Origin of the sequence: Pantoea sp. AN62 (assembly GCF_050432985.1) — a bacterium.
Lineage (GTDB): Bacteria > Pseudomonadota > Gammaproteobacteria > Enterobacterales > Enterobacteriaceae > Pantoea > Pantoea brenneri.
In genome coordinates, this window is record NZ_JBNPYB010000007.1 from 80,891 (window position 1) to 103,374 (window position 22,484).

Below are 22,484 nucleotides of genomic sequence, written 5' to 3' on the forward strand. Positions count from 1 at the left end.
CTGAAAAGCATAGTGCGCCCGCAGAGGCGCGAAGAGAAGCAAGAGTAAGGGAGGGCCCGCCGCTAAAAAGTGATCGCGATCGCAGCCTGCAGGCAACGCGGTGCCCTCGTCTGCGAGTATCGGACTGTGCAGGGCAAAAAAAAGGCCATCACTTGCGTGATGGCCTGTGACGTCAGCAGCCGATTAGATATCGATATTGGCGGCTTTCAGCGCATTCTCTTCGATGAAGGCACGGCGCGGTTCAACCGCATCGCCCATCAGGGTAGTAAATAGCTGGTCAGCGCCAATCGCATCTTTAATGGTAACGCGCAGCATACGACGGCTATCCGGATCCATGGTGGTTTCCCACAGCTGTTCAGGGTTCATCTCGCCCAGACCTTTGTAGCGCTGTACCGAGAGGCCGCGACGCGACTCTTTCACCAGCCACTCAATCGCCTGCTCGAAGCTGGCTACCGGTTGACGACGCTCGCCACGTTCAATGTAAGCATCCTCTTCCAGCAGGCCACGCAGCTTGTCGCCGAGGCCACAGATTTTGCGGTACTCAGGACCCTGGATGAAATCGGCTTCCAGCGGATAATCAGTATCCACACCGTGGGTACGGACGCGCAGCACCGGTTCGAACAGGTTCAGCTCGCGGTTTTCACGCACCTGCGCCAGATAGGTACTACCGTGCGCTTCGCGCTCAGTGAGATAGCTCACCAGGCTGTTCAGCCAGCGGGTCACTTCTGCTTCATTGCTCAGATCGCTCAGCGTGTCGTGATAAATCAGCGCGCGCAGCAGGGCAACCGGATAACGGCGCTCCATACGCTTGATCATCTTCTGGGTGCTGTTGAAGTCAGAGACCAGCGTCTCCAGCGGCTCACCAGCCAGGGCCGGGGCGCTGGCATTAGTGTGCAGCGTGGCACCATCAAGCGCGATAGCGATCTGGTATTGATCCATCGCGTCGTCATCTTTGATGTACTGCTCCTGCTTGCCTTTCTTCACTTTATACAGCGGCGGCTGCGCGATATAAACGTGGCCGCGCTCGATGATTTCCGGCATCTGACGGTAGAAGAAAGTCAGCAGCAGCGTACGGATGTGCGAACCATCGACATCGGCATCGGTCATGATGATGATGCTGTGATAGCGCAGCTTGTCCGGGTTGTACTCGTCGCGACCAATGCCGCAACCGAGCGCGGTAATCAGCGTGGCCACTTCCTGCGAGGCGAGCATTTTGTCGAAGCGCGCTTTCTCAACGTTAAGGATCTTACCTTTCAGCGGCAGAATCGCCTGATTCTTACGGTTACGGCCCTGTTTGGCCGAACCGCCAGCGGAGTCACCCTCCACCAGGTAGATTTCAGACAGCGCCGGGTCGCGCTCCTGGCAATCTGCCAGTTTGCCTGGCAGACCCGCCAGGTCCAGCGCGCCTTTACGACGGGTCATTTCACGGGCACGACGTGCGGCTTCACGGGCGCGCGCTGCGTCGATGATTTTGCCGACCACGATTTTTGCGTCACCCGGATTTTCCAGCAGGTATTCCGCCAGCAGTTCGTTCATCTGCTGTTCAACCGCTGATTTCACTTCAGACGAAACCAGTTTGTCTTTGGTCTGTGAAGAGAATTTTGGATCCGGCACTTTCACCGAAACCACTGCGATCAGACCTTCACGCGCATCGTCACCGGTGGCGCTGACTTTGGCTTTCTTGCTGTAACCCTCTTTATCCATGTAGGCATTCAGGGTACGGGTCATCGCCGCACGGAAGCCCGCAAGGTGGGTACCGCCGTCACGCTGTGGGATGTTGTTGGTGAAGCAGTAGATGTTTTCCTGGAAGCCATCGTTCCACTGCAGCGCCACTTCCACACCGATGCCATCTTTCTCGGTAGAGAAATAGAACACGGTTGGGTGAATCGGGGTTTTGTTTTTGTTGAGGTATTCAACGAATGCCCGGATGCCGCCTTCGTAATGGAAGTGATCAGACTTGCCGTCACGCTTATCTTCCAGACGAATCGACACGCCGGAGTTGAGGAACGACAGTTCACGCAGGCGTTTCGCCAGGATGTCATACTCAAAATCGCGCACGTTGGTAAAGGTTTCGTGGCTTGGCCAGAAGCGCACACGGGTACCGGTCAAATCGGTCTCGCCGGTCACCGACAGCGGTGCCTGCGGCACGCCATGGACGTAGACCTGCTGGTGTACTTTGCCTTCGCGACGAATGGTCAGCTCCAGCTTCTGTGACAGGGCGTTAACCACCGAGACACCGACGCCATGCAGACCGCCGGAGACTTTATAGGAGTTATCGTCGAACTTACCGCCCGCATGCAGCACCGTCATGATCACTTCAGCGGCGGAAATGCCTTCTTCTTCGTGAATGCCGGTTGGAATGCCGCGTCCATCATCCTGCACCGAAACGGAGTTATCCGCATGAATGGTGACCACGATGTCACTACAGTGACCAGCGAGCGCTTCGTCGATTGCGTTATCCACGACCTCGAATACCATGTGATGCAGACCGGTACCGTCATCGGTATCGCCGATATACATGCCCGGGCGTTTGCGTACCGCATCAAGCCCCTTCAGGACTTTGATACTTGAGGAGTCATAAGAATTCGACATCAACGTTTCTCGCTCATTTTAATCTTCAGGTTGAACCGCTATTTTACCCTGTTCCACGCGGAACATCTTGCCCTTTTCGTCGGTCATGTCGATTACATGCTCGGCAGAAATAGCGCTGACAAACACCTGCGCCTCGGTGGCTTTTAACCGCTCTGCCAGCAGGCGTCGGCGGCTGTCATCCAGCTCAGAAGCAAAGTCATCGATCAGGTAAACACAACGGCGTCCGCTCTGGCTTGTCAGGAACTCGCCCTGCGCCAGACGCAATGCACACATCAGCAGTTTTAGCTGCCCGCGTGAGAGTAAATCTTCCACCGGCGTCCCTTCAGCCCGAATACGAAAATCGGCTTTATGCGGCCCGCTGGCGGTGTAGGTCAGGGCGCGATCGCGCTCAAAGTTGCGTTCCAGCAGTTCGCCGTAATCGCTCTCTTTGTCCCAGCCGCGCTGAAATGAAAAGCGCAGCTCAAACTCGGGCAGGAACTGGCGGCAGGTGGCAGTAATCTCCGCCGAAATCGCCGCGCTGTATTCGGCGCGCCACTGGCTTATCTGTTCAGCCAGCGGCACCAGTTCCTGGTCCCAGGGACGAATCTGACTGTAACGTGAGACCTGGCGCAGGGCGGCGTTGCGCTGTTTTAACAGGCGGCGCAGGTTGCTCCAGGCGTTGAAAAAACCGGGCGTATTATGAAAGCAGCCCCAGTCGACGTAGGCTCTACGGTATTTGGGGCCGCCATTGAGCAAAGTAAACCCTTCCGGCGTGATTAACTGCATCGGTAACAGCTGCGCCAGTTCAGCCACTTTGTGGCCGTCGCTGCCGTCAATGCGTACTTTACTGTCACCGGCGCGGTTTTTGGTCAGCCCGACAGAAATCTCCCGCTCTTTACCTTCCAGCCGGCCATGCAGCACAAAGGCTGCTTCGTCGTGACGGATCACGCGGCCCGCCTGCAGGCTGCGAAACGCCCGACCGTGGCCCAGGGTGTAAATCGCCTCTAATACGCTGGTTTTACCGCTGCCGTTGGCGCCGACCAGGAAATTAAAGCCGGGTGCCAGCTGCAGGTCAGCCTGCTCAATATTACGAAAATCTTTGATAAGGAGGCGGGTTAAAGCCATGAATCAATCCAGCGTGAAGGGCAATAAAATTTTGGGCCTGGCGATCCAGGGCGTCAACGGCAAAGCAGGTTTGCCCGATACCTCAGTCACCAGGCCGTCGGCGTCGCAACTACGTTGCGCCCCGCCTCCGGAGCGTACTGAAGTACGTGAGGATGGCGAGCACTGCCGGGGCGCAACGTAGCAAGTAAGCCAGGCCGATATATTCTACAAGAAGCGCGCAGGCCCTGGGAGCATACTGAAGTATGTGACCAGGGGCGAGCACTGCCCGGAATCAGAATGGCAAGTAAGCCAGGCCGATATATTCTACAAGCGCATGGGCATGACGACATAGGCTGCCGCGGGACTCGCCACATCCTCAATCTGCACGCTCGACACCGAGTCGGTCAGCAGCAGACGAACATTTTCACACTTCAGGGCGTTCAGCACATCCAGCACGTAACTGACGTTAAAGCCGATCTCCAGTTCGGTGCCGTTGTAGCTGACATCCAGCATCTCTTCCGCTTCTTCCTGTTCAGGGTTATTGGCGGTGATTTTCAGCTGATTTTCGGTGATATAGAGGCGAACGCCGCGGAACTTCTCATTCGACAGAATCGCTGCGCGGGCAAATGCCTGCTTTAACAGATCGCAGCCGGCTTCCAGCGCTTTATCGGGATTCTTCGGCAATACGCGGCGATAGTCAGGGAAACGACCATCGACCAGCTTCGACGTAAAGATAAAGTCGCCGACGTGCGCGCGGATATTGCTGCCGCCGATTTGCACCTGCAGCGGCGTATCGCCGCCATCCAGCAGTCGCAGCAGCTCAATCACCCCTTTACGCGGCACAATCACCGAGTGACTCGGCAGTGCCTGACCGATCGGCATTGAACAGACCGCCAGACGGTGACCGTCGGTAGCCACGGTGCGCAGCTCTTCCCCTTCGGTTTCAAACATCATCCCGTTGAGGTAGTAGCGAACATCCTGATGCGCCATTGAGAACTGAGTCGCTTCGATCAGTCGTTTCAGCGTCGCCTGCGGCAGGGTGAATTCAACCTCACTCTGCCAGTCATCCAGATTCGGGAAGTCGCTGGCGGGCAGGGTCGACAGCGAGAAGCGGCTGCGGCCTGAACGCACTAACATGCGATCGCCTTCCAGTGACAGCGTGATCTCCGCGCCTTCCGGCAATCCGCGACAGATATCGAGGAATTTCCGCGCGGGCACGGTGGTTGCTCCAGGCTCATGGGCCTGCGTCAGGGCAACGCGCGCCACCATCTCCATTTCTAAATCGGTACCGGTCAGCAACAGCGTACCTTCTGTCACCTGCAACAGCAGGTTTCCAAGAATCGGCAGCGTCGGGCGACCCCCTAGCGGGCCGCTCACCTGTTGCAGCGGCTTCAGTAACTGCTCACGTTCAACAATAAATTTCATAGCGTCAGGAAGATAATGTTCTGATGAGATTAGAGAAATCTTCTTTGATATCGTGGCTCTCTTCACGCAGCTGCTCAATCTTGCGGCAGGCGTGAAGCACCGTCGTGTGGTCGCGTCCGCCAAAGGCATCGCCGATTTCTGGCAAGCTATGGTTAGTCAGCTCTTTTGCCATCGCCATCGCCATCTGGCGCGGACGGGCTACCGAACGCGAACGGCGTTTGGACAGCAGATCCGCGACCTTAATTTTGTAGTACTCAGCCACGGTCTTCTGAATATTATCAATGGTGACCAGCTTTTCCTGCAGCGCCAGCAGATCGCGCAGCGCTTCGCGCACGAAGTCGATGGTGATCGCCCGGCCGGTAAAATTGGCGTTGGCGATCACGCGATTCAGCGCGCCTTCCAGCTCACGGACGTTGGAGCGTAAACGCTTGGCAATAAAGAAGGCGACTTCACCCGGCAGACGAATATCATTCTCGTCGGCCTTTTTCATCAGGATCGCCACGCGCGTTTCCAGTTCAGGCGGCTCGATCGCTACCGTTAATCCCCAGCCAAAACGCGACTTCAGACGATCTTCCACCCCGTTGATCTCTTTTGGATAACGATCTGAGGTCAGGATGATCTGCTGATTGCCTTCCAATAAGGCATTAAAGGTGTGGAAGAACTCTTCCTGCGAACGCTCTTTATTGGCGAAGAACTGAATATCATCGATCAGCAGCGCATCGACCGAACGGTAGTAGCGCTTAAATTCTTCGATCGCATTGTTCTGCAACGCCTTAACCATGTCCTGGACGAAGCGCTCTGAGTGCATGTAAACCACTTTAGCATTGGGTTTACGCGCAATAATGCCGTTGCCTACCGCGTGCAGCAGGTGGGTTTTCCCCAGGCCGGTGCCGCCATACAGGAACAACGGGTTGTACGCGCCGCCCGGATTATCTGCCACCTGGCGTGCCGCCGCGCGCGCCAGCTGGTTAGATTTACCTTCGACGAAGTTATCGAAGTTATGGCGGTTATTCACATTCGAACGGTAGGTCACATCAGCGGGTGCCGGCACGTTATCCCAGCTTGGACGCATGATCTGCGTCGGGGCCGGACGGATATGGCTCTGTACCGGGATAGCAGGCGCGCTGACGCTGGCCATCACCGGCTGGCTGACGGCGGCAGTTTGCTGAACCGGGCGTGTACCCACTTCAAAACGCAATAACGGTACGTTCGGACCGCAGAATTCATTCAGTAATGCGTTAATGCTATTGAGGTATTTGTCCCGAACCCAGTCGAGTACGAAGCGATTTGGAGCATACAAGGCAAGCGTATTGTCGTTTAACTCAGCCTGTAGTGGACGAATCCACATGCTGAATTCGGTGGCAGGAAGCTCATCCTGCAAACGGGCAAGACACTGTTGCCAAAGCGTAAGTGACACGGCGGACTCCACTCGTACAAATTCGATAAGAATAGTAGGCGTTACTCTAAGAAACGTTCATTTTTGACACAGACGTAAGAAAGCGCCTGCGACCGCTATCAGCGGTTTTCCGTCCTGCAATCACCGGAGGATCGTCAGCGGAAGGGCGGATCATAGCGCAAAGCGAGACAGAGATCTTCCCTTTCTACACAGTTTTGATCCTTTTTATCCACAGGCGAAAGGCGCGCAGAGAAGTTTACGCCAGTTGCGGGAAAAACCAGCAGGAATCTGGCTGAATGCGTCAGATTTTCGGGTGACTTCTCGTTTTATCCCCACGATCCGCCAATTTGATCGCAATAAGATCCGGCGCGATCCTTGCGCTTTAACCGGGAGCCCGTATAATTCGTCACCCGGCGTTGTCGCGTTAAGCCCAATGCCCGGACTCAGCGGGCTGTATCCGTGTTTCCAGGTACTGCGACACGCGAAGTAAATTGACTCGGGACTGTACAATTATTACAATCCCGCCTCTTTATTAAAGACACATTGAGGCGTCGGTCGATTTATTGGCCCGAAACGCGTCACCCAGTGAAAATTTTCAAGTTTAGGTAGAAACCGCCATGAAACGCACTTTTCAACCGTCCGTACTGAAGCGCAACCGTTCACACGGTTTCCGTGCTCGTATGGCTACAAAAAATGGTCGTCAGGTTCTGGCACGTCGTCGTGCTAAAGGCCGTTCTCGTCTGACCGTTTCTAAGTAATAAAGCTAGCCCTGATGGGTAAGCTCGCATTTCCCAGGGAGTTACGCTTGTTAACTCCCACTCATTTCACTTTCGTCTTCCAGCAGCCACAACGGGCTGGCACGCCGCAAATTACTATTCTCGGCCGCCTTAACGCGCTGGGGCATCCCCGCATCGGTCTCACCGTCGCTAAAAAACATGTGAAACGCGCCCACGAACGTAACCGGATCAAGCGATTGACCCGCGAAAGCTTTCGTCTGCGTCAACATGAACTGCCGTCGATGGACTTCGTGGTGGTGGCGAAGAAAGGGGTTGCCGATCTGGATAACCGTATGCTGGCGGAAGCGTTGGAGAAATTATGGCGTCGTCACTGTCGCCTGGCGCGCGGCTCCTGATCGTCCTGATACGCGTCTATCAACGCGGCATCAGTCCATTACTGGGCCCACACTGTCGGTTTCATCCGACCTGCTCTCAATACGGAATTGAGGCGTTACGCAGGTTTGGCGTGATAAAAGGCAGTTGGTTGACGTTAAAACGCGTATTAAAATGCCACCCTTTGAACCCGGGTGGTGACGATCCTGTGCCGCCAAAAACCTTTGATACCAGAGAACATTAACGATGGATTCGCAACGCAATCTCTTTCTCATCGCTTTTCTGTTCGTGTCTTTTATGATCTGGCAAGCCTGGCAGACGGACCACGCTCCGCAGCCACAGCAGACGCAGACCACACAAAACACTAACAGCGTAGCGGGTGATGCCGCCAGTCAGGGTGTACCGGCCAGCGGTCAGGGCCAGACGATCACCGTTAAGACTGATGTCCTGTCATTAAATATCAACACCCGCGGCGGTGATGTTGAACAAGCACAGCTGCTGACTTTCCCGGACAAACTGGGTTCCGACCAGCCGTTCCAGCTGCTTGAAACGACGCCATCGTTCCTTTATCAGGCACAGAGTGGTTTGACCGGTCGTAATGGCCCGGACAACCCGAACAACGGCGCGCGTCCTTTGTTCACCACCACGCAGGATCACTTCGAAATGGCGGAAGGCCAGTCCGAGCTGCGTGTGCCGATGACCTATACCGCTGAAAACGGCGTGGTTTACACCAAAACCTTCGTCTTCAAGCGTGGCGAATATGCGGTTAACGTCGATTATCATGTCAACAACACCACTCAGCAGCCGCTGGAAGTGTCGCTGTTTGGCCAGCTGAAGCAGACCATTGATCTGCCGAAGCACCGTGATACCGGCAGCAACAACTTTGCACTGCATACCTTCCGTGGCGCGGCGTACTCCACCAGCGATTCGAAATATGAGAAGTACAAATTCGACAATATCGCGGATAACGAGAACCTGAACACCACCACCAGCAACGGCTGGGTGGCGATGCTGCAGCAGTACTTTGCCACCGCATGGGTTCCGCGTACCGATGGCACCAACACCCTTTACACCAGCAACCTGGGTAATGGCGTGGCGGCGATTGGCTACAAATCTGCGCCGGTGACCATTGCCGCAGGCGCACAGCAGAACCTCGGTGCAACCCTGTGGGTCGGTCCGGAAATTCAGGACAAGATGGCAGCCATTGCGCCGCACCTTGATCTGACCGTCGATTACGGCTGGTTGTGGTTTATCTCTCAGCCGCTGTTCAAGCTGCTGAAATTTATCCACAGCTTCATCGGTAACTGGGGCTTCTCCATTATCGTGATCACCTTTATCGTGCGTGGCATCATGTACCCGCTCACCAAAGCGCAGTACACCTCGATGGCGAAGATGCGCATGCTGCAGCCGAAGATTCAGGCGATGCGTGAACGTCTGGGTGATGACAAGCAGAAGCAGAGCCAGGAAATGATGGCGCTGTATAAAGCAGAGAAGGTCAATCCGCTGGGTGGCTGTCTGCCGCTGGTAATCCAGATGCCGATCTTCCTGGCACTGTATTACATGCTGTCAGGTTCTGTTGAACTGCGTCACGCGCCGTTTGTGCTGTGGATCCATGACCTGTCCGCGCAGGACCCGTACTACATCCTGCCGATTCTGATGGGCATTACCATGTTCTTCATTCAGAAGATGTCACCGACCACCGTGACCGATCCGATGCAGCAGAAGATCATGACCTACATGCCGGTGATTTTCACCGTGTTCTTCCTGTGGTTCCCGTCAGGTCTGGTGCTGTACTACATCGTCAGCAACCTGGTTACCATTCTCCAGCAGCAGCTGATTTATCGCGGCCTGGAAAAACGTGGTCTGCATAGCCGCGACAAGAAGAAAGCCTAAGCGATGTAAAGCGGGAGCGATCCCGCCCTAAACGGTCTATCCTCAGGCGGTCAAAGCGACCGCCTTTGTTTTTTGTAGCGAGAGAGAATTTATGAGCCACAGCGATACCATTGTTGCCCAGGCTACGCCGCCCGGACGCGGCGGCGTAGGTATTTTGCGCATCTCCGGTGCCCGTGCAGCCGAGGTGGCGCAGCAGCTGCTGGGCAAACTGCCTAAGCCGCGTTATGCCGACTATCTGCCGTTTACCGATGCTGACGGCAGCGTACTGGATCAGGGCATTGCGCTGTGGTTTCCGGGGCCTAACTCGTTTACCGGTGAAGATGTGCTGGAGCTGCAGGGCCACGGCGGTCCGGTGATCCTCGATCTGTTGCTGAAACGCATCGTGGCGCTGCCCGGCGTACGCATCGCCCAGCCGGGTGAGTTTTCAGAGCGCGCGTTTCTCAACGATAAGCTCGACCTGGCGCAGGCCGAGGCGATAGCCGATCTGATCGATGCCAGCTCAGAGCAGGCGGCCCGTTCTGCGGTCAATTCGCTGCAGGGGGTATTCTCCACCCGCGTCAATCAACTGGTGGAAGCCCTGACTCATCTGCGCATCTACGTTGAAGCAGCTATTGACTTCCCGGATGAGGAGATCGACTTCCTCTCTGACGGCAAAATCGAAGCGCAGCTGAATGCGGTGATCGCCGATCTCGATGGCGTACGGGCTGAGGCGCGCCAGGGTAGCCTGCTGCGTGAAGGGATGAAGGTGGTGATTGCGGGTCGGCCTAACGCGGGCAAATCGAGCCTGCTGAATGCGCTGGCGGGTCGTGACGCGGCGATTGTCACCGACATTGCCGGCACCACGCGCGACGTATTGCGTGAACATATTCATATTGATGGCATGCCACTGCATATCATCGATACCGCCGGTTTGCGTGAGGCCAGCGATGAAGTCGAGCGCATCGGTATTGAGCGCGCCTGGCAGGAGATTGAGCAGGCTGACCGGGTGCTGTTTATGGTCGATGGCACTACCACCGACGCGACCGAAGCCGCGGCCATCTGGCCCGACTTTGTTTCACGCCTGCCGCCTGAGTTACCGATTACCGTGGTGCGCAATAAAGCCGACGTCACCGGTGAACAGCCAGGCCTGACAGAGATAAATGGCCACGCAGTGATTCGGCTGTCGGCACGCACCAGCACCGGGGTTGATGAACTGCGCGATCACCTGAAGCAGAGCATGGGGTTCGCCGGCAATATGGAAGGCGGCTTCCTGGCGCGCCGTCGTCATCTGCAGGCGCTGGAGTTAGCAGCGACGCACCTGCTGCAGGGCAAAGCGCAGCTGCTGGGTGCCTGGGCTGGTGAGCTGCTGGCAGAAGAACTTCGCCTGGCTCAGCAGGCGCTGAGTGAGATTACCGGCGAGTTCACCTCGGATGATCTGCTGGGCCGCATCTTCTCCAGCTTCTGTATCGGTAAATAACCTCGCTTTTGCCGGTCCGATAGTGCGTCCTTATCGGACCGGCGCCTTTCCCCGCTTTCACGCTTTCACTTTACTGCGCACCTGCGGTGATTCTTGCTGATATGTTATTTTGCGGCGGCCCGGCATTGCCGTATAACGGTCAGAGCGCCGACCTGATGATCGACGGCGGATGGTCGTGATTTGTCCCGTCTGATAAACGCTATTATCTGCCGCCGTCGCGGCATCACGCCGGCAGCGAACCCCTATTCGTGGTCACCCTTGGGCGAAATTTTTTGCCTGAAACAGGAGAGTTGCATGAGTACACCGCTTGACACTGCCGCACTGAACACGCTGTTTACCGACGCCCGCACCCACAGTTACTGGCAGGCGAAGCCGGTCGACAACGCCCTGCTGGAACAGCTGTATAGCTTAACGGCGCTGGGCCCGACCTCGGCTAACTGCTCGCCCGCCCGCTTTGTTTTCGTGACGTCGGCGGAAGGTAAAGAGAAGCTGAAACCGGCGCTCTCTTCCGGCAACCTCGAAAAAACCATGAGTGCGCCCGTCACGGTGATCGTCGCCTGGGACCGCGAATTTTACGAGCAACTGCCTGCGCTATTCCCGCATGCCGATGCCCGCAGCTGGTTTACCGGCAGCCCGGAAGCGGCGAAAGAGACCGCTTTTCGTAACAGCAGCCTGCAGGCCGGGTACCTGATCCTGGCGGCCCGCTCGCTGGGACTGGATGCTGGCCCGATGTCCGGTTTTGATCCGGCGAAGGTAAATGAGGCGTTCTTTGCTGATAGTCAGTATCAGGTTAACCTGCTGATTAACCTCGGCTATGGCGAGACGTCAAAACTGCACCCGCGTCTGCCGCGCCTCAGTTTTGAACAGGCGTGCCGGTTCGCCTGATGCCGCTGGCGTCGCGATGCCCGTCGCGACGCTTATTCTGACCCGACTGAATTTTCACCGCCGCGAAACTAGCCAGATCGCTCATCCTATTCCTAATTTGGTTCATTCTGTGTTGTGCCGGATGCATTAAGTTAAGAAAATTCTTACAATGCAGCTGATGATTATCTGACCATTTTCACGGAGCGACAGATGGCTGGTCATTTTGTACGCTGGACGGGTAACCCCGACTTCTCTGCACAAGATATGCGCATTCCCCAGCATATTATTGATACGGCACAGCAGTTTGCTGATAAGCGCCGTGGGCGTTTTCTGGCCGCGCGTACGCTGCTGGCCCAGCTGATGCTGCGGGTTTATGGCATTAACACGCTGCCGCGCCTGACCACCGATTGCCATGGACGCCCCGCTTTTGCTGACCCCGATCTGCCTGATTTCAGCATCGCTTATGCCGGCAATACGGCCGGCGTGCTGCTGGCTGAAGAGGGCGGCCGCGCCGGCCTGGACATGGAAATCGTGCGGGCCCGCAGTCGCCAGACTCAGGAACAATTAATGCAGGGATTAACCTCCGGGGAGATCGCCTGGATTAATGCCCAGCAGGATTTTATCGAAGCGGTAACGCAAATCTGGACGCTGCGCCAGAGCCTGCTCAAGCTGACCGGCGAGCGTGAAGCGGGGCTCGATTCGCTGCGGCTGCTGCCGGGCGCAGGCCGTCTGCGTTCATCGCTCTATCCCGATATCCAGGTGGTATGCGATGCTGAACCAATGCTGGTCTGGTCCTGCGCGCTCTCGCCCGCGACCCAGCGCCTGCATCTGTGGGAGATGGATAACGACCATCAGTGGATCGCCTTACGTGAAGTGGAAATGAGTAAACCGAATATTGGTCCCCGCACCCTGCGGCTGACCAGCCTGCCCAATGAACGCAGCGTGCATCCTGAAATCTGACGGAATGCTGCGGTTCGCGAGCGCTTAAGCTTCTGTTCATAAGCGCATAGATAAGTCATTTGTTCATTGTGACCAGCTGCGCAGGCTTCGGCTGACCGTCTGCTCCGAATCCTGTTGAGACTAATCACCTTTACCCCGATGTGACCCTGCCCGCAACTCTGTCTGCCGATACGGGTTACGCTTTTTTTTGTGACCGTCATCACTTCACCCTGGCATGCTTTGCTCTATATCTTTGAACATAAGAATCGGTATTGAACGTTTGTAAAGTTTGGATGAAAAGCGCTGAAGCTGGCGTCATAGCTAACGTCTTAAGGAGACGATGATGGAAAAAATGAAGCTGGGCGTGAACAGCGCCATGTTCGATGGGCATCCGCCGGAAGTTGCCTTCCAGACCGTGCGTGCGGCGGGGTTCGCTTACATTGAGCTGGCTTACAATCAGGGTTATGTGGGCCAACTCGATCCGGCCCTGTTTGGTCAGGAGAATGCCGCCCGCATCAACGATCTTAAACAGCAGACGGGCCTGAAGATGCACGCGCTTGGCTGCACCATTAACCTGGCCGCGCCGGATGCAGTGGAACAATTCCGGCTGCGGGTGGCCTTCGCCCGGCTGATTGGTGCTCGTTATCTCAATGCCTGCACTGCCCGACGCGATAATCGTGCTGCGTTAATTGAAAACCTGCGGCAGATGGCACCGATTGCCGAAGAGGCTGGCTGCATTTTGTGTATCGAGAATGGAGGCGATCCGGATTATGACGCCTTTGCCGTGGCTGAGGATGGCTTCGCGCTGCTGGAAGCGGTCAGCCATCCGGCAGTGGCATTTAACCTCGATCCCGGCAACATGGTATCGCTCTGCCCACAGCAGGATCCTATCGCCGAGGCGCTGACGATGCTGCCTGGTGCCCGGCATTGCCACATTAAAGATGTGATGCGGCTGAACGGGGAATACCATTTCCCGCCGATTGGAGAGGGTGAACTGAATTATGCGCCGCTGCTTCAGGCGCTGGCGGAAAATGAGATTCCGGCCAGCCTGGAGATCCCCCTGCGGATGCATCGCCAGCCCGATAGCTGGCCGCAGCGGGCTGACCAGCCGGTTGATCCGGCCATCAGCCTTGAGGTGTTAATTCGTTCGCGGCTGGCGCTGGAAAAAATGCTGGGCTGGTAACCGCGTTGCCACTGACTTAACGGGTAATGGTCGGCTCATGATTTGCGCATCGGGGGATCTACCGCTGCGCCTTCAACGCTTCTCTTACTTTCCCGCGTTGAATGAACAAATTTTCGCCTGTCCTGGCGAGTGCTCCGTTTTGCCTGAAAAGAATGGCGACCCGCCGTTATGAGCGGCCGCAACTGCCGAAATCGTCTATCACCGGTAAGCTGGAAACAACATCAGATATAAAGATTAACCTGCTTTTTCTCTCTCTTAATTTTTTGAGCCTCAGCCGTGCTGCTCGCCTGTTTTTCCTGCTGATGTTTCCGGGTCATGTCACTCGACTTTTTATGCTCCAGCTCTAATAGCTGTGTCTGGAGCTGTCGAATCTGTGATTCGATCTTTTGCTGACGCTGTTTTTGTGAACTACCGGCCGTGCCGTTCTTTACGCTTATCAGCTCAGTCATCAATTTGTCGATATTGCGGGTGATGTGGTTGATTTGAGAGAGGGTTGTGCTACCAGAATTATCAGGGTTGAATGCGCCAGAGTTTATTGATGTCATGGTTTTTCCTTGTTATGTCCTGAAGTAGATAACATATAAATTATCGGCACCGCAGCGAATAAGATAAAAAAATCATCTGGTTATTCGCGATGACTGGACGAAATGTTGATTGGATCACCGGGAGATTTCAGTCATAAACTGGTCCGGGCCCGACGCTTAGCGGCGCGCAGATCCGCGTCCGCGAAGAAGCAATATTCCGCAATCGGGATCGCGGCGATGCGCGATCGTACCGCAGAGGACCCTCCTCTTTACCGGGATGACAGACAGATGTGCTTTGATGCCACAGGTGCGCTATTGGCTATGTTCATATGTTTATTATTTAAACATTTGTAATAAGCCTTTTCTGATGTTAATAAAGCAGGTCTTATTGTTTTTTGTCCGCCAGAAGCAAGCTCTGTTTTTTTATCTTTGATTATTAAAGGTAAATTATCATATCGCCATGGGCGACTCCCTGTTTTTCCCTTCTATACTAAAGCTAAATTTACTGAAGTGTGAGCTGCCGCAAATCTTTTCTCACAGGATCCGCTTTAATGTCTAAACATAAGATATGTTAATGAACATATGTTCAGTGTCCGGGATTTACCCGGCATCGCCACTGACAAGCGGGAGAAAGTTATGCAAGCGTTACACCCTGATTCCGATGCCGCGTCCCAGCCTACCCGGGTTCGCTGGCGCATTTTCGCCGTGCTGTTTTTCCTGCTGGCGGTCAACCTGATGGACCGTATCACGCTCTCAATCGGTATTCCGTTCATCAAGGATGAGTTCCATCTGTCGCCTGCCATGCAGGGGCTGATTCTCAGCAGTTTTTTCTGGTCCTATGCGCTGTTACAGGTGCCAGGCGGCTGGGCGCTGGATCGCTTTGGCCCGCGTAAGGTGCTGACCTTCTCCAGCATACTGTGGGGCCTCAGCCAGATTGGACTGGCGCTGGCAACCGGTGGACTGTCGCTAATCTTTGCCCGCATCGCGCTGGGCGTGGCAGAAACGCCGATTTCGCCCTCTGGCGGCAAAATGAATGCCAGCTGGATGCCCAAATCGGAACGCGGACGCGGCGCGGCCATCATGGATTGCGGCAGCCCGCTGGGTGTGGCGTTTGGCGGACTGATCATCGCCTACCTGATCGACATGCTCGACTCATGGCGGCTGGCGTTTATTGTCGCCGGTCTGTTCAGCATGTCGCTGGCGCTACTGGCGTGGTACAAGCTGCGCGATCGCCCGGAAGAGGACCCTCGGGTTAACGCCGCCGAAATGGCGCTGATACGGCAGGGTCGTGACGACGGTGTGGCGCCGGATGCGCCGCCGCCCGCCGGTCCGGGCGTTGACTGGCGGTCGCTGTGTGGCCTGATGTTTGGCCGGGCCACCTGGGCGATGATCTACTTTGGCCTGATGACATGGGGACCCAGCTATCTGGCGCAGGCACGCGGCTTCGATTTGCGCTCCATCGGTAATGCCACCTTTGTGATTTTTATGCTGGGTGCTGCCGGATCGCTGGGGGCCGGATTCGCCGTCGATGCGCTGGTGAAGCGCGGCTATCAGCACGGCACGGTGGTGAAAAGCCTGATTGCACTGTCGGGCGGCGTTACGCTGCTGATCTTCTTTGCGTTGCCGGACGTGGCGAATCCGATTACCGCAGTGGCGATGCTGTCGGTTGCCTCCTTCTTCCTGACCGGCGGCGGCAGTATCTACTGGAGTATCCCGGCGCTGATCGCCCATCCGGCGCGCGCTGGGCTGGTCGGCGGCTTTATGAATATGGCCGGCAGCGTGGGCGGCATTCTGGTGCCGATTCTCGCCGGTCTGATCCTGCAACTCACCGGCGGATACGGCGGCGTACTGACCTTCTTTACCCTGTGCGCCGCGCTTTACGTAATTGGCACGCTGTTTATCCGTTTTGCGCCGCCGACCGCGCCGCTGCCGGCCGGCAGCACTCAAGTCAGCTAACCGCACTCGCCTGGCGGCGAGGCTGCCGGGCGACATCTTATCAGGAGAGAATATGCTTCGTTTCGCCGCTAATCTGACCATGCTCTATACCGAATATCCGTTTTATGAACGCTTCGACCGCGCCGCTGAGGCCGGATTTCAGGCGGTTGAATTTTTCTTCCCCTATGGCCTGGAGAGCGCCGATATCCAGCAGGCGCTGGATCGCAACCAGCAGCAGCTGGTGCTGTTTAACATGCCGCTGGGTGACTGGGATGCAGGTGACCGCGGATTCGCGGCGCAACCGGCGCGGCGTGATGAGTTCCGCCGGGCTATCGATCAGGCGGTGAGCTATGGTCAGCAGCTGAAACCGCCGCGCATTAACTGTCCGTCAGGACCGGCCGCCGGTCAGGGCGATCCGCTGCCAACCCTGCGTGAAAACTTTGCTCTGGCCGCCAGCGCGCTCAAGGCGCACGACATTCAGCTGGTGCTGGAGCCGATCAATCACGGCGACGTGCCCGGCGCGGTGATCTCCGGGGTGGAGCAGGCAGTGCGGCTGTTTGACCAGATCGACAGCGACAACCTGGCGGTGCAGTACGATCTCTGGCATTCACTGCGTGCCGGTGAAGATCCCTATCAGGTGCTGCCCGCCTTTATTGACCGTATTGCACATATCCAGATTGCGGACGTGCCTGGCCGTCACCAGCCCGGCAGCGGCGAGGTCGATTTCGAGCGGCTGTTTACCCTGCTGGATAATCTCAACTATCCCGGCTGGGTCAGCCTTGAGTTTCATCCACAGGGCGCAACGGATGCCAGCTTTGCCCACCTGCGTCAGCTCGGGGTGTTGAAATAAAAAAGGCCGCTACCCTGACGGGAGCGGCCTGATGCAGTTATCGCAGCATTTAGTGTGCGTCGATAAACACAATCTTCAGCACGAACATCAGCGCGACAATCACCACGCAAGGGCTGATTTCACGCCAGCGGCCGGTGCCGAGCTTCATCACGCAGTAAGCGATAAAGCCCAGCGCAATCCCTTCGGTGATTGAGAAGCTGAACGGCATCATCGCGGCGGTGACAAAGGCGGGCACCGATTCGGTCAAATCATCCCAGCGCACGCGCGACAGGCTGGCGGTCATCAGTACGCCGACATAAATCAGCGCCCCGGCAGCGGCGTAGCCTGGCACCATCGCCGCCAGCGGTGACAGGAACATCACCAGCAAAAACAGCACGCCGGTTACCACCGCCATCAGTCCGGTACGGCCACCAATCGCCACGCCCGAGCTACTTTCAATGTAGGCGGTGACCGAGGAGGTGCCCGCCAGCGCGCCACTGACCGAGCTGATGCTGTCAACATACAGCGCCTGCTGCATGCGCGGGAAGGTGCCGGTTTCATCGGTCAGTCCGGCTTTGTCAGTTACGCCGATCAGCGTGCCCGACGAGTCGAACAGATTGACCAGCATAAAGGAGAAAATCACGCCTGCCATGCCGATGTTAAAGGCGCCTTTGATATCGACCTGACCGACCACCGAACTGATGGCTGGCGGGGCAGAAAACAGGCCAACGAACTTCACGTCGCCCAGCATCCAGCCAATCGCCGTGGTCACTACCATCGAAATCAATACTGCTGCATGGATATTACGTGACGCCAGAATAGCGATGATAAAGAAACCCAGCGCGCCCAGCAGCACGCTGTGCGAAGTCAGATTCCCTACCGCCACCAGCGTATCGGGATTCGGCACAATGATGCCGGCATTTTTCAGCCCCATCATAGCGATAAACAGGCCAATCCCGGCGGTGATGCCGACGCGCAGGCTGAGCGGGATGTTGGCAATCATCCAGTAGCGCACCCGCAGCAGCGTCAGGATCAGCAGACCGACGGCGCCCCAGAAGATCGCCCCCATACCGACCTGCCACGAATAACCCATTGCGCCGACCACCACAAAGGCGAAAAAGGCATTCAGTCCCATTGCCGGGGCCAGTGCGACCGGCAGATTGGCAAACAGTCCCATCAGAATACTGCCGAAGGCGGCAATCAGGCAGGTGGTGACAAACACCGCCTGGGTATCCATACCGGCCACGCCGAGGATCTGCGGGTTCACAAAGACGATGTAGACCATCGTAAGAAAGGTGGTCATACCCGCGATCACTTCGGTGCGCACCGTGGTGCCATGTTCCTGCAGCTTGAAGATGCGCTGCAAAAGGCCTTGCTTGCTCATGCCATCCATCCAGAAGAAAAATTCATCGGCGCGTATCCTGGCGATTTTGCCAGGCCAATACAATGATTTTTCGCAACCGATTGCCACTCTCGCAATCTGCGCTCAGTACGGTAGAGTGAGGGACTCCCACAAAATCAAAGGATAGAGTCTGATGTCAGTAGAATGCGTCTTTTTCGATTGCGATGGCACGCTGGTGGACAGCGAACTGCTCTGCACCCAGGCCTACGTCAATACTTTCGCCCGCTATGGCATCGACCTGTCGCTGCAGCAGATGTTTGAGCAGTATAAAGGCGTCAAATTGTACGACATCATCCGCGACGTCGGTGAGGCGCATCAGCAATCGTTGCCGATGGAAGAGGTGGAAACCGCCTACCGCGCCGAGGTGGCGCAGTTGTTTGATCAGCACCTGCAGCCGATCGACGGTGCCAAAGCGCTGGTTGAACAGATAAAAGTGCCGATGTGCGTGGTATCGAACGGAACGGTGAAGAAGATGCAGCACTCGCTGGGCTTAACCGGCATGCTGCCGCTGTTTGCTGACCACCTCTACAGCGGTTATGACATTCTGCACTGGAAGCCCGATCCGGAACTGATGTACCACGCTGCCGAGCAGATGCAGGTCGCGATTGAGCGCTGCATTCTGGTGGATGATTCTGAAGCGGGCGCGCGGGCCGGCATTGCCGCCGGTATTCCGGTGTTCTACTACTGCGCCGATGCGCATAATCCGGAACTGGATCATCCGCTGGTCACGCGATTCGACAACATGGCGGACCTGCCCGCGCTGTGGCGCGCCCGCGGCTGGGATCTGGTGTAATCCAGGCCAGCCGATGAAACAGACCGTCTGGTTTTTAACCCTGCCTGGAGTGATGGCGCTCGATCTGACTGGCCCGGCGGAGGCGCTTAAGCTGGCGGGCGATCGCTTTGTGCTGCGCTACATTGGACCGCAACCGCAGGTGATCTGCTCCACCGGGATGACCATCGGCGGGATTGAGCCGTTACCAGCAGGTTTGCCTGCCGACAGCCTGCTGGTGGTGCCTGGTGTTTATGACTCGCGGATCTGTTACGCCACGCCCGAAGCGCAACAGGCGCGCCAGTGGCTGAAGCAGCAGCAGGCAGCACTGCATTCACAGGCCCTGATGCTGGTCTGCGTCTGTTCCGGTGCGCTGCTGGCCGCGCAAGCGGGGTTGCTGGATGGCATTCGCTGCACTACCCATCATGAGGTCATCGATCGGCTGAAAGCGGCTGCGCCGCAGGCACTGGTGCATGAAAATCGGGTGTTTGTCGGGCATGACAATATCTGGACCAGCGCCGGCATTACGGCGGGCATCGATCTGGCGCTGCATCTGATTAATCAGCTGTGTGATACGCCGACCGCGCTGGCGGTGGCACGTGAAATGGTGGTGTGGTTCCGCCGCGCCGGTGACGATCCGCAGCTTTCACCCTGGCTGCGTTATCGTAACCATCTGCACCCGGCGGTTCATCGGGCGCAGGATGCGATGATTGCCCATCCCGAGTACAGCTGGTCGCTGACCGAGCTGGCAGCACGGGCGCACGTCAGCAGTCGGCATCTGGCGCGGCTGTTCCGTCAGCATCTGGGCATCAGCGTGCGCGAATACCATGAACAGCTGCGGGTCAGCATTGCGCGCCAGCATCAGCAGCAGGGCAAATCAGCCGAGAAAGCGGCGCTGGCGGCCGGGTTCTCCTCGGCGCGCCAGCTGCGTCGCGCCTGTCAGCGTGACGCCGATCAGCTGACGAAGTGACGTTTATCAACGCGTTTAAGCGCCATCGCCAGTAGCAGGCTTCCGCCCAGCGTCACCCCGAATACCCACGGCAGATCGAACCACGGACGCGACATATCGTCGTAGTGATGGGTACGCAGATAGTGGATAAACAGCGCGTGAAAACCGTAGATCGGCAGAGAGTAGCGCGCAATCAGCGATAAACCCGGCAGCGCGCGCTGGTTAAGGGCATTTTTAAACACCAGCAGTAAGCTGATCGCTGCGATAAAGACCAGCGGTCCGCAGTAGAGATACCAGGTGTCGTTAAACGCGCCATTGTCCCGTAACGCCTGCTTTGTCCCGAGCGCAATGCCAATCACACAGGCGATAAACACCCCGCTAGCAGCGGGTGTCAGCCCGCGTTTTTCTGTCTCCATGGTGCCGATAGCCCGTCCTAACAGCGCATACAGCAGGTAGTAGATGCTGTCGCCGCTGACATAGAGATTGACCGGCAGGAAGTGAAACGGCCCCAGCGACTGACTGACGGTGTTCGGATTGGCCAGCACCGCCAGCACCAGCACCAGCAGCGCCACATAGCGCGCCTGTACCGACTTCACCTGAATCAGCGGCGACATCAGATAGATACCGATCAGCGCGAAGAAAAACCACAGGTGATAAAACACCGGTTTTTGCAGCATTTTCAGGATCGATCGGCCTTCACTGATCGGCGTCAGCCAGGTGATATACGCCAGTGATACCGCGCTGTAGAACAGCAGACACAGCACCAGCCGGATCATATGACGCGGCTGGGCGCTGCGTTCGCCGAAAAACAGGTAGCCGGAGATCATGAAAAACAGCGGCACGCAGACTCGCGAGGCGGAGTTCAGCAGATTGGCGACGTCCCACGACGTGCCGGTGACCGCCATCGGCCCGGTGATATACCAGGTCGTGGTGTGGATCACGATCACCATCAGGCAGGCAACCGCGCGTAAATTATCGATCCAGTAAATCTTCTGCGGCATGGCGTCCTCTTGCGCATAACGTCCGTGCGGAGAAGGGTAGCCAGGCGCGGCGGTGGCAACAACCTTTGCCGGCAGGATTCGGAGCCCTCTGTATGGCAGCAAAAGGACGCGACAACCAAACCGCGCCGCAACCGTACAGGATTTCCGGCTGCACATCGCGCGGTCAAAGGGTATACTGTCGCACTCTTTTTTCATCTAGCCAATCGCGTGCAAATTCAACATGCAAAAGTTTGATACCAAGACCTTTCAGGGCCTGATCCTGACCTTGCAGGATTACTGGGCACGTCAGGGCTGCACCATTGTTCAACCGCTGGACATGGAAGTAGGCGCTGGCACTTCGCACCCAATGACCTGCCTGCGCGCACTCGGCCCGGAGCCGATCGCCGCAGCTTACGTGCAGCCGTCACGCCGTCCGACCGATGGTCGCTACGGTGAAAACCCGAACCGCTTACAGCACTATTACCAGTTTCAGGTGATCATCAAACCGTCACCGGACAACATTCAGGAGTTGTATCTCGGGTCGCTGAAAGAGCTGGGTATGGACCCGACGGTGCATGACATTCGCTTCGTGGAAGATAACTGGGAAAACCCAACGCTGGGTGCCTGGGGACTGGGCTGGGAAGTGTGGCTCAATGGCATGGAGGTGACGCAGTTCACTTACTTCCAGCAGGTGGGCGGCCTGGAATGTAAACCGGTGACCGGTGAAATCACCTACGGTCTCGAACGTCTGGCGATGTATATCCAGGGCGTCGACAGTGTCTACGATCTGGTGTGGAGCGACGGGCCGCTGGGTAAAACCACCTACGGCGACGTGTTCCATCAGAACGAAGTGGAGCAATCCACCTATAACTTCGAATACGCCGACGTGGATTTCCTCTTTACCTGCTTCGAGCAGTACGAGAAAGAGGCGCAGCACCTGCTGGCGCTGGAAAAACCGCTGCCGTTGCCCGCCTATGAACGCATTCTGAAAGCGGCACACAGCTTCAACCTGCTGGATGCGCGTAAGGCGATCTCGGTCACCGAGCGTCAGCGCTATATTCTGCGTATCCGCACCCTGACGAAAGCCGTGGCTGAAGCTTACTACGCCTCTCGCGAGGCACTGGGCTTCCCGATGTGCAATAACAAAAAGTAAGAG

General features: G+C 56.8%; 20 protein-coding genes. 13 read left to right on the plus strand and 7 right to left on the minus strand.

Annotated elements, in window-relative coordinates:
• Positions 1–183: 183 nt before the first annotated feature.
• The 4 genes from gyrB to dnaA all read right to left on the minus strand — a co-directional run bounded on the left by gyrB (position 184) and on the right by dnaA (position 6,517).
• Positions 184–2,592: a DNA topoisomerase (ATP-hydrolyzing) subunit B gene (gene gyrB / locus FHW04_RS10140; RefSeq protein ID WP_031375178.1), complete on the minus strand. Its 2,409-nt coding sequence runs from the start codon at positions 2,590–2,592 to the stop codon at positions 184–186.
• An 18-nt stretch (positions 2,593–2,610) separates the two neighbouring features.
• Positions 2,611–3,696, minus strand: coding sequence for a DNA replication/repair protein RecF (gene recF / locus FHW04_RS10145; protein WP_089561628.1), 1,086 nt, complete (start codon positions 3,694–3,696; stop codon positions 2,611–2,613).
• 303 nt (positions 3,697–3,999) lie between these two features.
• On the minus strand, positions 4,000–5,100 hold the full coding sequence (gene dnaN / locus FHW04_RS10150; protein WP_031375180.1) for a DNA polymerase III subunit beta: 1,101 nt from the start codon (positions 5,098–5,100) through the stop codon (positions 4,000–4,002).
• Between the two features lie 4 nt (positions 5,101–5,104).
• Positions 5,105–6,517 (minus strand): chromosomal replication initiator protein DnaA, encoded by a 1,413-nt coding sequence (gene dnaA, locus FHW04_RS10155; protein WP_031375181.1) that lies wholly within the window; start codon positions 6,515–6,517, stop codon positions 5,105–5,107.
• A 596-nt stretch (positions 6,518–7,113) separates the two neighbouring features.
• Between dnaA and rpmH the strand changes: the two genes are divergently transcribed.
• The 8 genes from rpmH to FHW04_RS10195 all read left to right on the plus strand — a co-directional run bounded on the left by rpmH (position 7,114) and on the right by FHW04_RS10195 (position 13,940).
• Positions 7,114–7,254 (plus strand): 50S ribosomal protein L34, encoded by a 141-nt coding sequence (gene rpmH / locus FHW04_RS10160; RefSeq protein WP_003849659.1) that lies wholly within the window; start codon positions 7,114–7,116, stop codon positions 7,252–7,254.
• Positions 7,255–7,268: 14 nt separating this feature from the next.
• Positions 7,269–7,628 (plus strand): ribonuclease P protein component, encoded by a 360-nt coding sequence (gene rnpA / locus FHW04_RS10165; RefSeq protein WP_008926396.1) that lies wholly within the window; start codon positions 7,269–7,271, stop codon positions 7,626–7,628.
• Entirely contained in the window at positions 7,592–7,849 is a 258-nt protein-coding gene (gene yidD / locus FHW04_RS10170) for a membrane protein insertion efficiency factor YidD (protein ID WP_072051038.1), read from the plus strand. The genes rnpA and yidD overlap by 37 nt, the downstream gene beginning before the upstream one ends.
• Positions 7,850–7,851: 2 nt before the next feature.
• Positions 7,852–9,498 (plus strand): membrane protein insertase YidC, encoded by a 1,647-nt coding sequence (gene yidC / locus FHW04_RS10175; protein ID WP_031375182.1) that lies wholly within the window; start codon positions 7,852–7,854, stop codon positions 9,496–9,498.
• A 91-nt stretch (positions 9,499–9,589) separates the two neighbouring features.
• Positions 9,590–10,954 carry a tRNA uridine-5-carboxymethylaminomethyl(34) synthesis GTPase MnmE gene (mnmE, locus tag FHW04_RS10180; protein ID WP_046289493.1) on the plus strand — a complete coding sequence of 455 codons (1,365 nt, stop codon included), beginning with the start codon at positions 9,590–9,592 and terminating at the stop codon, positions 10,952–10,954.
• Between the two features lie 294 nt (positions 10,955–11,248).
• Positions 11,249–11,839: a malonic semialdehyde reductase gene (locus FHW04_RS10185; protein ID WP_089561627.1), complete on the plus strand. Its 591-nt coding sequence runs from the start codon at positions 11,249–11,251 to the stop codon at positions 11,837–11,839.
• A 189-nt stretch (positions 11,840–12,028) separates the two neighbouring features.
• The gene (locus tag FHW04_RS10190; protein WP_089561626.1) at positions 12,029–12,778 is read left to right on the plus strand and encodes a 4'-phosphopantetheinyl transferase family protein; all 750 of its coding nucleotides are present in this window, start codon (positions 12,029–12,031) and stop codon (positions 12,776–12,778) included.
• Positions 12,779–13,097: 319 nt separating this feature from the next.
• Entirely contained in the window at positions 13,098–13,940 is an 843-nt protein-coding gene (locus FHW04_RS10195; RefSeq protein WP_089561625.1) for a sugar phosphate isomerase/epimerase family protein, read from the plus strand.
• Between the two features lie 221 nt (positions 13,941–14,161).
• On the opposite strand, the gene FHW04_RS10200 is transcribed toward FHW04_RS10195, so the two are convergent.
• Positions 14,162–14,485, minus strand: coding sequence for a FlxA-like family protein (locus tag FHW04_RS10200; protein ID WP_089561624.1), 324 nt, complete (start codon positions 14,483–14,485; stop codon positions 14,162–14,164).
• Positions 14,486–15,100: 615 nt separating this feature from the next.
• Here FHW04_RS10200 and FHW04_RS10205 point away from each other — a divergent pair.
• Both FHW04_RS10205 and FHW04_RS10210 read left to right on the plus strand, forming a co-directional pair.
• A complete protein-coding gene (locus tag FHW04_RS10205; RefSeq protein WP_094106096.1) occupies positions 15,101–16,420 on the plus strand; it encodes an MFS transporter in 1,320 nt (439 codons plus the stop codon).
• A 52-nt stretch (positions 16,421–16,472) separates the two neighbouring features.
• Complete coding sequence (locus FHW04_RS10210; RefSeq protein WP_089561623.1) at positions 16,473–17,249, plus strand: hydroxypyruvate isomerase family protein; 777 nt, start codon at positions 16,473–16,475, stop codon at positions 17,247–17,249.
• Positions 17,250–17,298: 49 nt separating this feature from the next.
• Here FHW04_RS10210 and FHW04_RS10215 read toward each other — a convergent pair whose 3' ends face one another.
• On the minus strand, positions 17,299–18,612 hold the full coding sequence (locus FHW04_RS10215) for an NCS2 family permease (RefSeq protein ID WP_089561622.1): 1,314 nt from the start codon (positions 18,610–18,612) through the stop codon (positions 17,299–17,301).
• Positions 18,613–18,763: 151 nt separating this feature from the next.
• Here FHW04_RS10215 and yieH point away from each other — a divergent pair, with 151 nt between their 5' ends.
• Positions 18,764–19,423, plus strand: coding sequence for a 6-phosphogluconate phosphatase (gene yieH / locus FHW04_RS10220; RefSeq protein WP_069728629.1), 660 nt, complete (start codon positions 18,764–18,766; stop codon positions 19,421–19,423).
• Between the two features lie 13 nt (positions 19,424–19,436).
• On the plus strand, positions 19,437–20,369 hold the full coding sequence (locus FHW04_RS10225) for a GlxA family transcriptional regulator (protein WP_089561621.1): 933 nt from the start codon (positions 19,437–19,439) through the stop codon (positions 20,367–20,369).
• On the opposite strand, the gene FHW04_RS10230 is transcribed toward FHW04_RS10225, so the two are convergent.
• Positions 20,354–21,349 carry an acyltransferase gene (locus tag FHW04_RS10230; protein ID WP_089561620.1) on the minus strand — a complete coding sequence of 332 codons (996 nt, stop codon included), beginning with the start codon at positions 21,347–21,349 and terminating at the stop codon, positions 20,354–20,356. The genes FHW04_RS10225 and FHW04_RS10230 overlap by 16 nt on opposite strands.
• 220 nt (positions 21,350–21,569) lie before the next feature.
• On the opposite strand from FHW04_RS10230, the gene glyQ reads away from it, so the two are divergent.
• The gene (gene glyQ / locus FHW04_RS10235) at positions 21,570–22,481 is read left to right on the plus strand and encodes a glycine--tRNA ligase subunit alpha (RefSeq protein WP_031375581.1); all 912 of its coding nucleotides are present in this window, start codon (positions 21,570–21,572) and stop codon (positions 22,479–22,481) included.
• The last annotated feature ends 3 nt before the right edge of the window (positions 22,482–22,484 follow it).

What these genes read in the sequence shown, in the direction of transcription:
- FHW04_RS10185 (WP_089561627.1), top strand. Translation starts at nt 11,249, where the DNA reads ATGAGTACACCGCTTGACACTGCCGCACTGAACACGCTGTTTACCGAC.
- FHW04_RS10205 (WP_094106096.1), top strand. Translation starts at nt 15,101, where the DNA reads ATGCAAGCGTTACACCCTGATTCCGATGCCGCGTCCCAGCCTACCCGG.
- rpmH (WP_003849659.1), top strand. Translation starts at nt 7,114, where the DNA reads ATGAAACGCACTTTTCAACCGTCCGTACTGAAGCGCAACCGTTCACAC.
- FHW04_RS10230 (WP_089561620.1), bottom strand. Translation starts at nt 21,349, where the DNA reads ATGCCGCAGAAGATTTACTGGATCGATAATTTACGCGCGGTTGCCTGC.
- FHW04_RS10200 (WP_089561624.1), bottom strand. Translation starts at nt 14,485, where the DNA reads ATGACATCAATAAACTCTGGCGCATTCAACCCTGATAATTCTGGTAGC.
- FHW04_RS10215 (WP_089561622.1), bottom strand. Translation starts at nt 18,612, where the DNA reads ATGAGCAAGCAAGGCCTTTTGCAGCGCATCTTCAAGCTGCAGGAACAT.
- recF (WP_089561628.1), bottom strand. Translation starts at nt 3,696, where the DNA reads ATGGCTTTAACCCGCCTCCTTATCAAAGATTTTCGTAATATTGAGCAG.
- yidD (WP_072051038.1), top strand. Translation starts at nt 7,592, where the DNA reads ATGGCGTCGTCACTGTCGCCTGGCGCGCGGCTCCTGATCGTCCTGATA.
- dnaN (WP_031375180.1), bottom strand. Translation starts at nt 5,100, where the DNA reads ATGAAATTTATTGTTGAACGTGAGCAGTTACTGAAGCCGCTGCAACAG.
- FHW04_RS10225 (WP_089561621.1), top strand. Translation starts at nt 19,437, where the DNA reads ATGAAACAGACCGTCTGGTTTTTAACCCTGCCTGGAGTGATGGCGCTC.
- yidC (WP_031375182.1), top strand. Translation starts at nt 7,852, where the DNA reads ATGGATTCGCAACGCAATCTCTTTCTCATCGCTTTTCTGTTCGTGTCT.
- yieH (WP_069728629.1), top strand. Translation starts at nt 18,764, where the DNA reads ATGTCAGTAGAATGCGTCTTTTTCGATTGCGATGGCACGCTGGTGGAC.
- FHW04_RS10190 (WP_089561626.1), top strand. Translation starts at nt 12,029, where the DNA reads ATGGCTGGTCATTTTGTACGCTGGACGGGTAACCCCGACTTCTCTGCA.
- FHW04_RS10195 (WP_089561625.1), top strand. Translation starts at nt 13,098, where the DNA reads ATGATGGAAAAAATGAAGCTGGGCGTGAACAGCGCCATGTTCGATGGG.
- glyQ (WP_031375581.1), top strand. Translation starts at nt 21,570, where the DNA reads ATGCAAAAGTTTGATACCAAGACCTTTCAGGGCCTGATCCTGACCTTG.
- rnpA (WP_008926396.1), top strand. Translation starts at nt 7,269, where the DNA reads ATGGGTAAGCTCGCATTTCCCAGGGAGTTACGCTTGTTAACTCCCACT.
- FHW04_RS10210 (WP_089561623.1), top strand. Translation starts at nt 16,473, where the DNA reads ATGCTTCGTTTCGCCGCTAATCTGACCATGCTCTATACCGAATATCCG.
- mnmE (WP_046289493.1), top strand. Translation starts at nt 9,590, where the DNA reads ATGAGCCACAGCGATACCATTGTTGCCCAGGCTACGCCGCCCGGACGC.
- gyrB (WP_031375178.1), bottom strand. Translation starts at nt 2,592, where the DNA reads ATGTCGAATTCTTATGACTCCTCAAGTATCAAAGTCCTGAAGGGGCTT.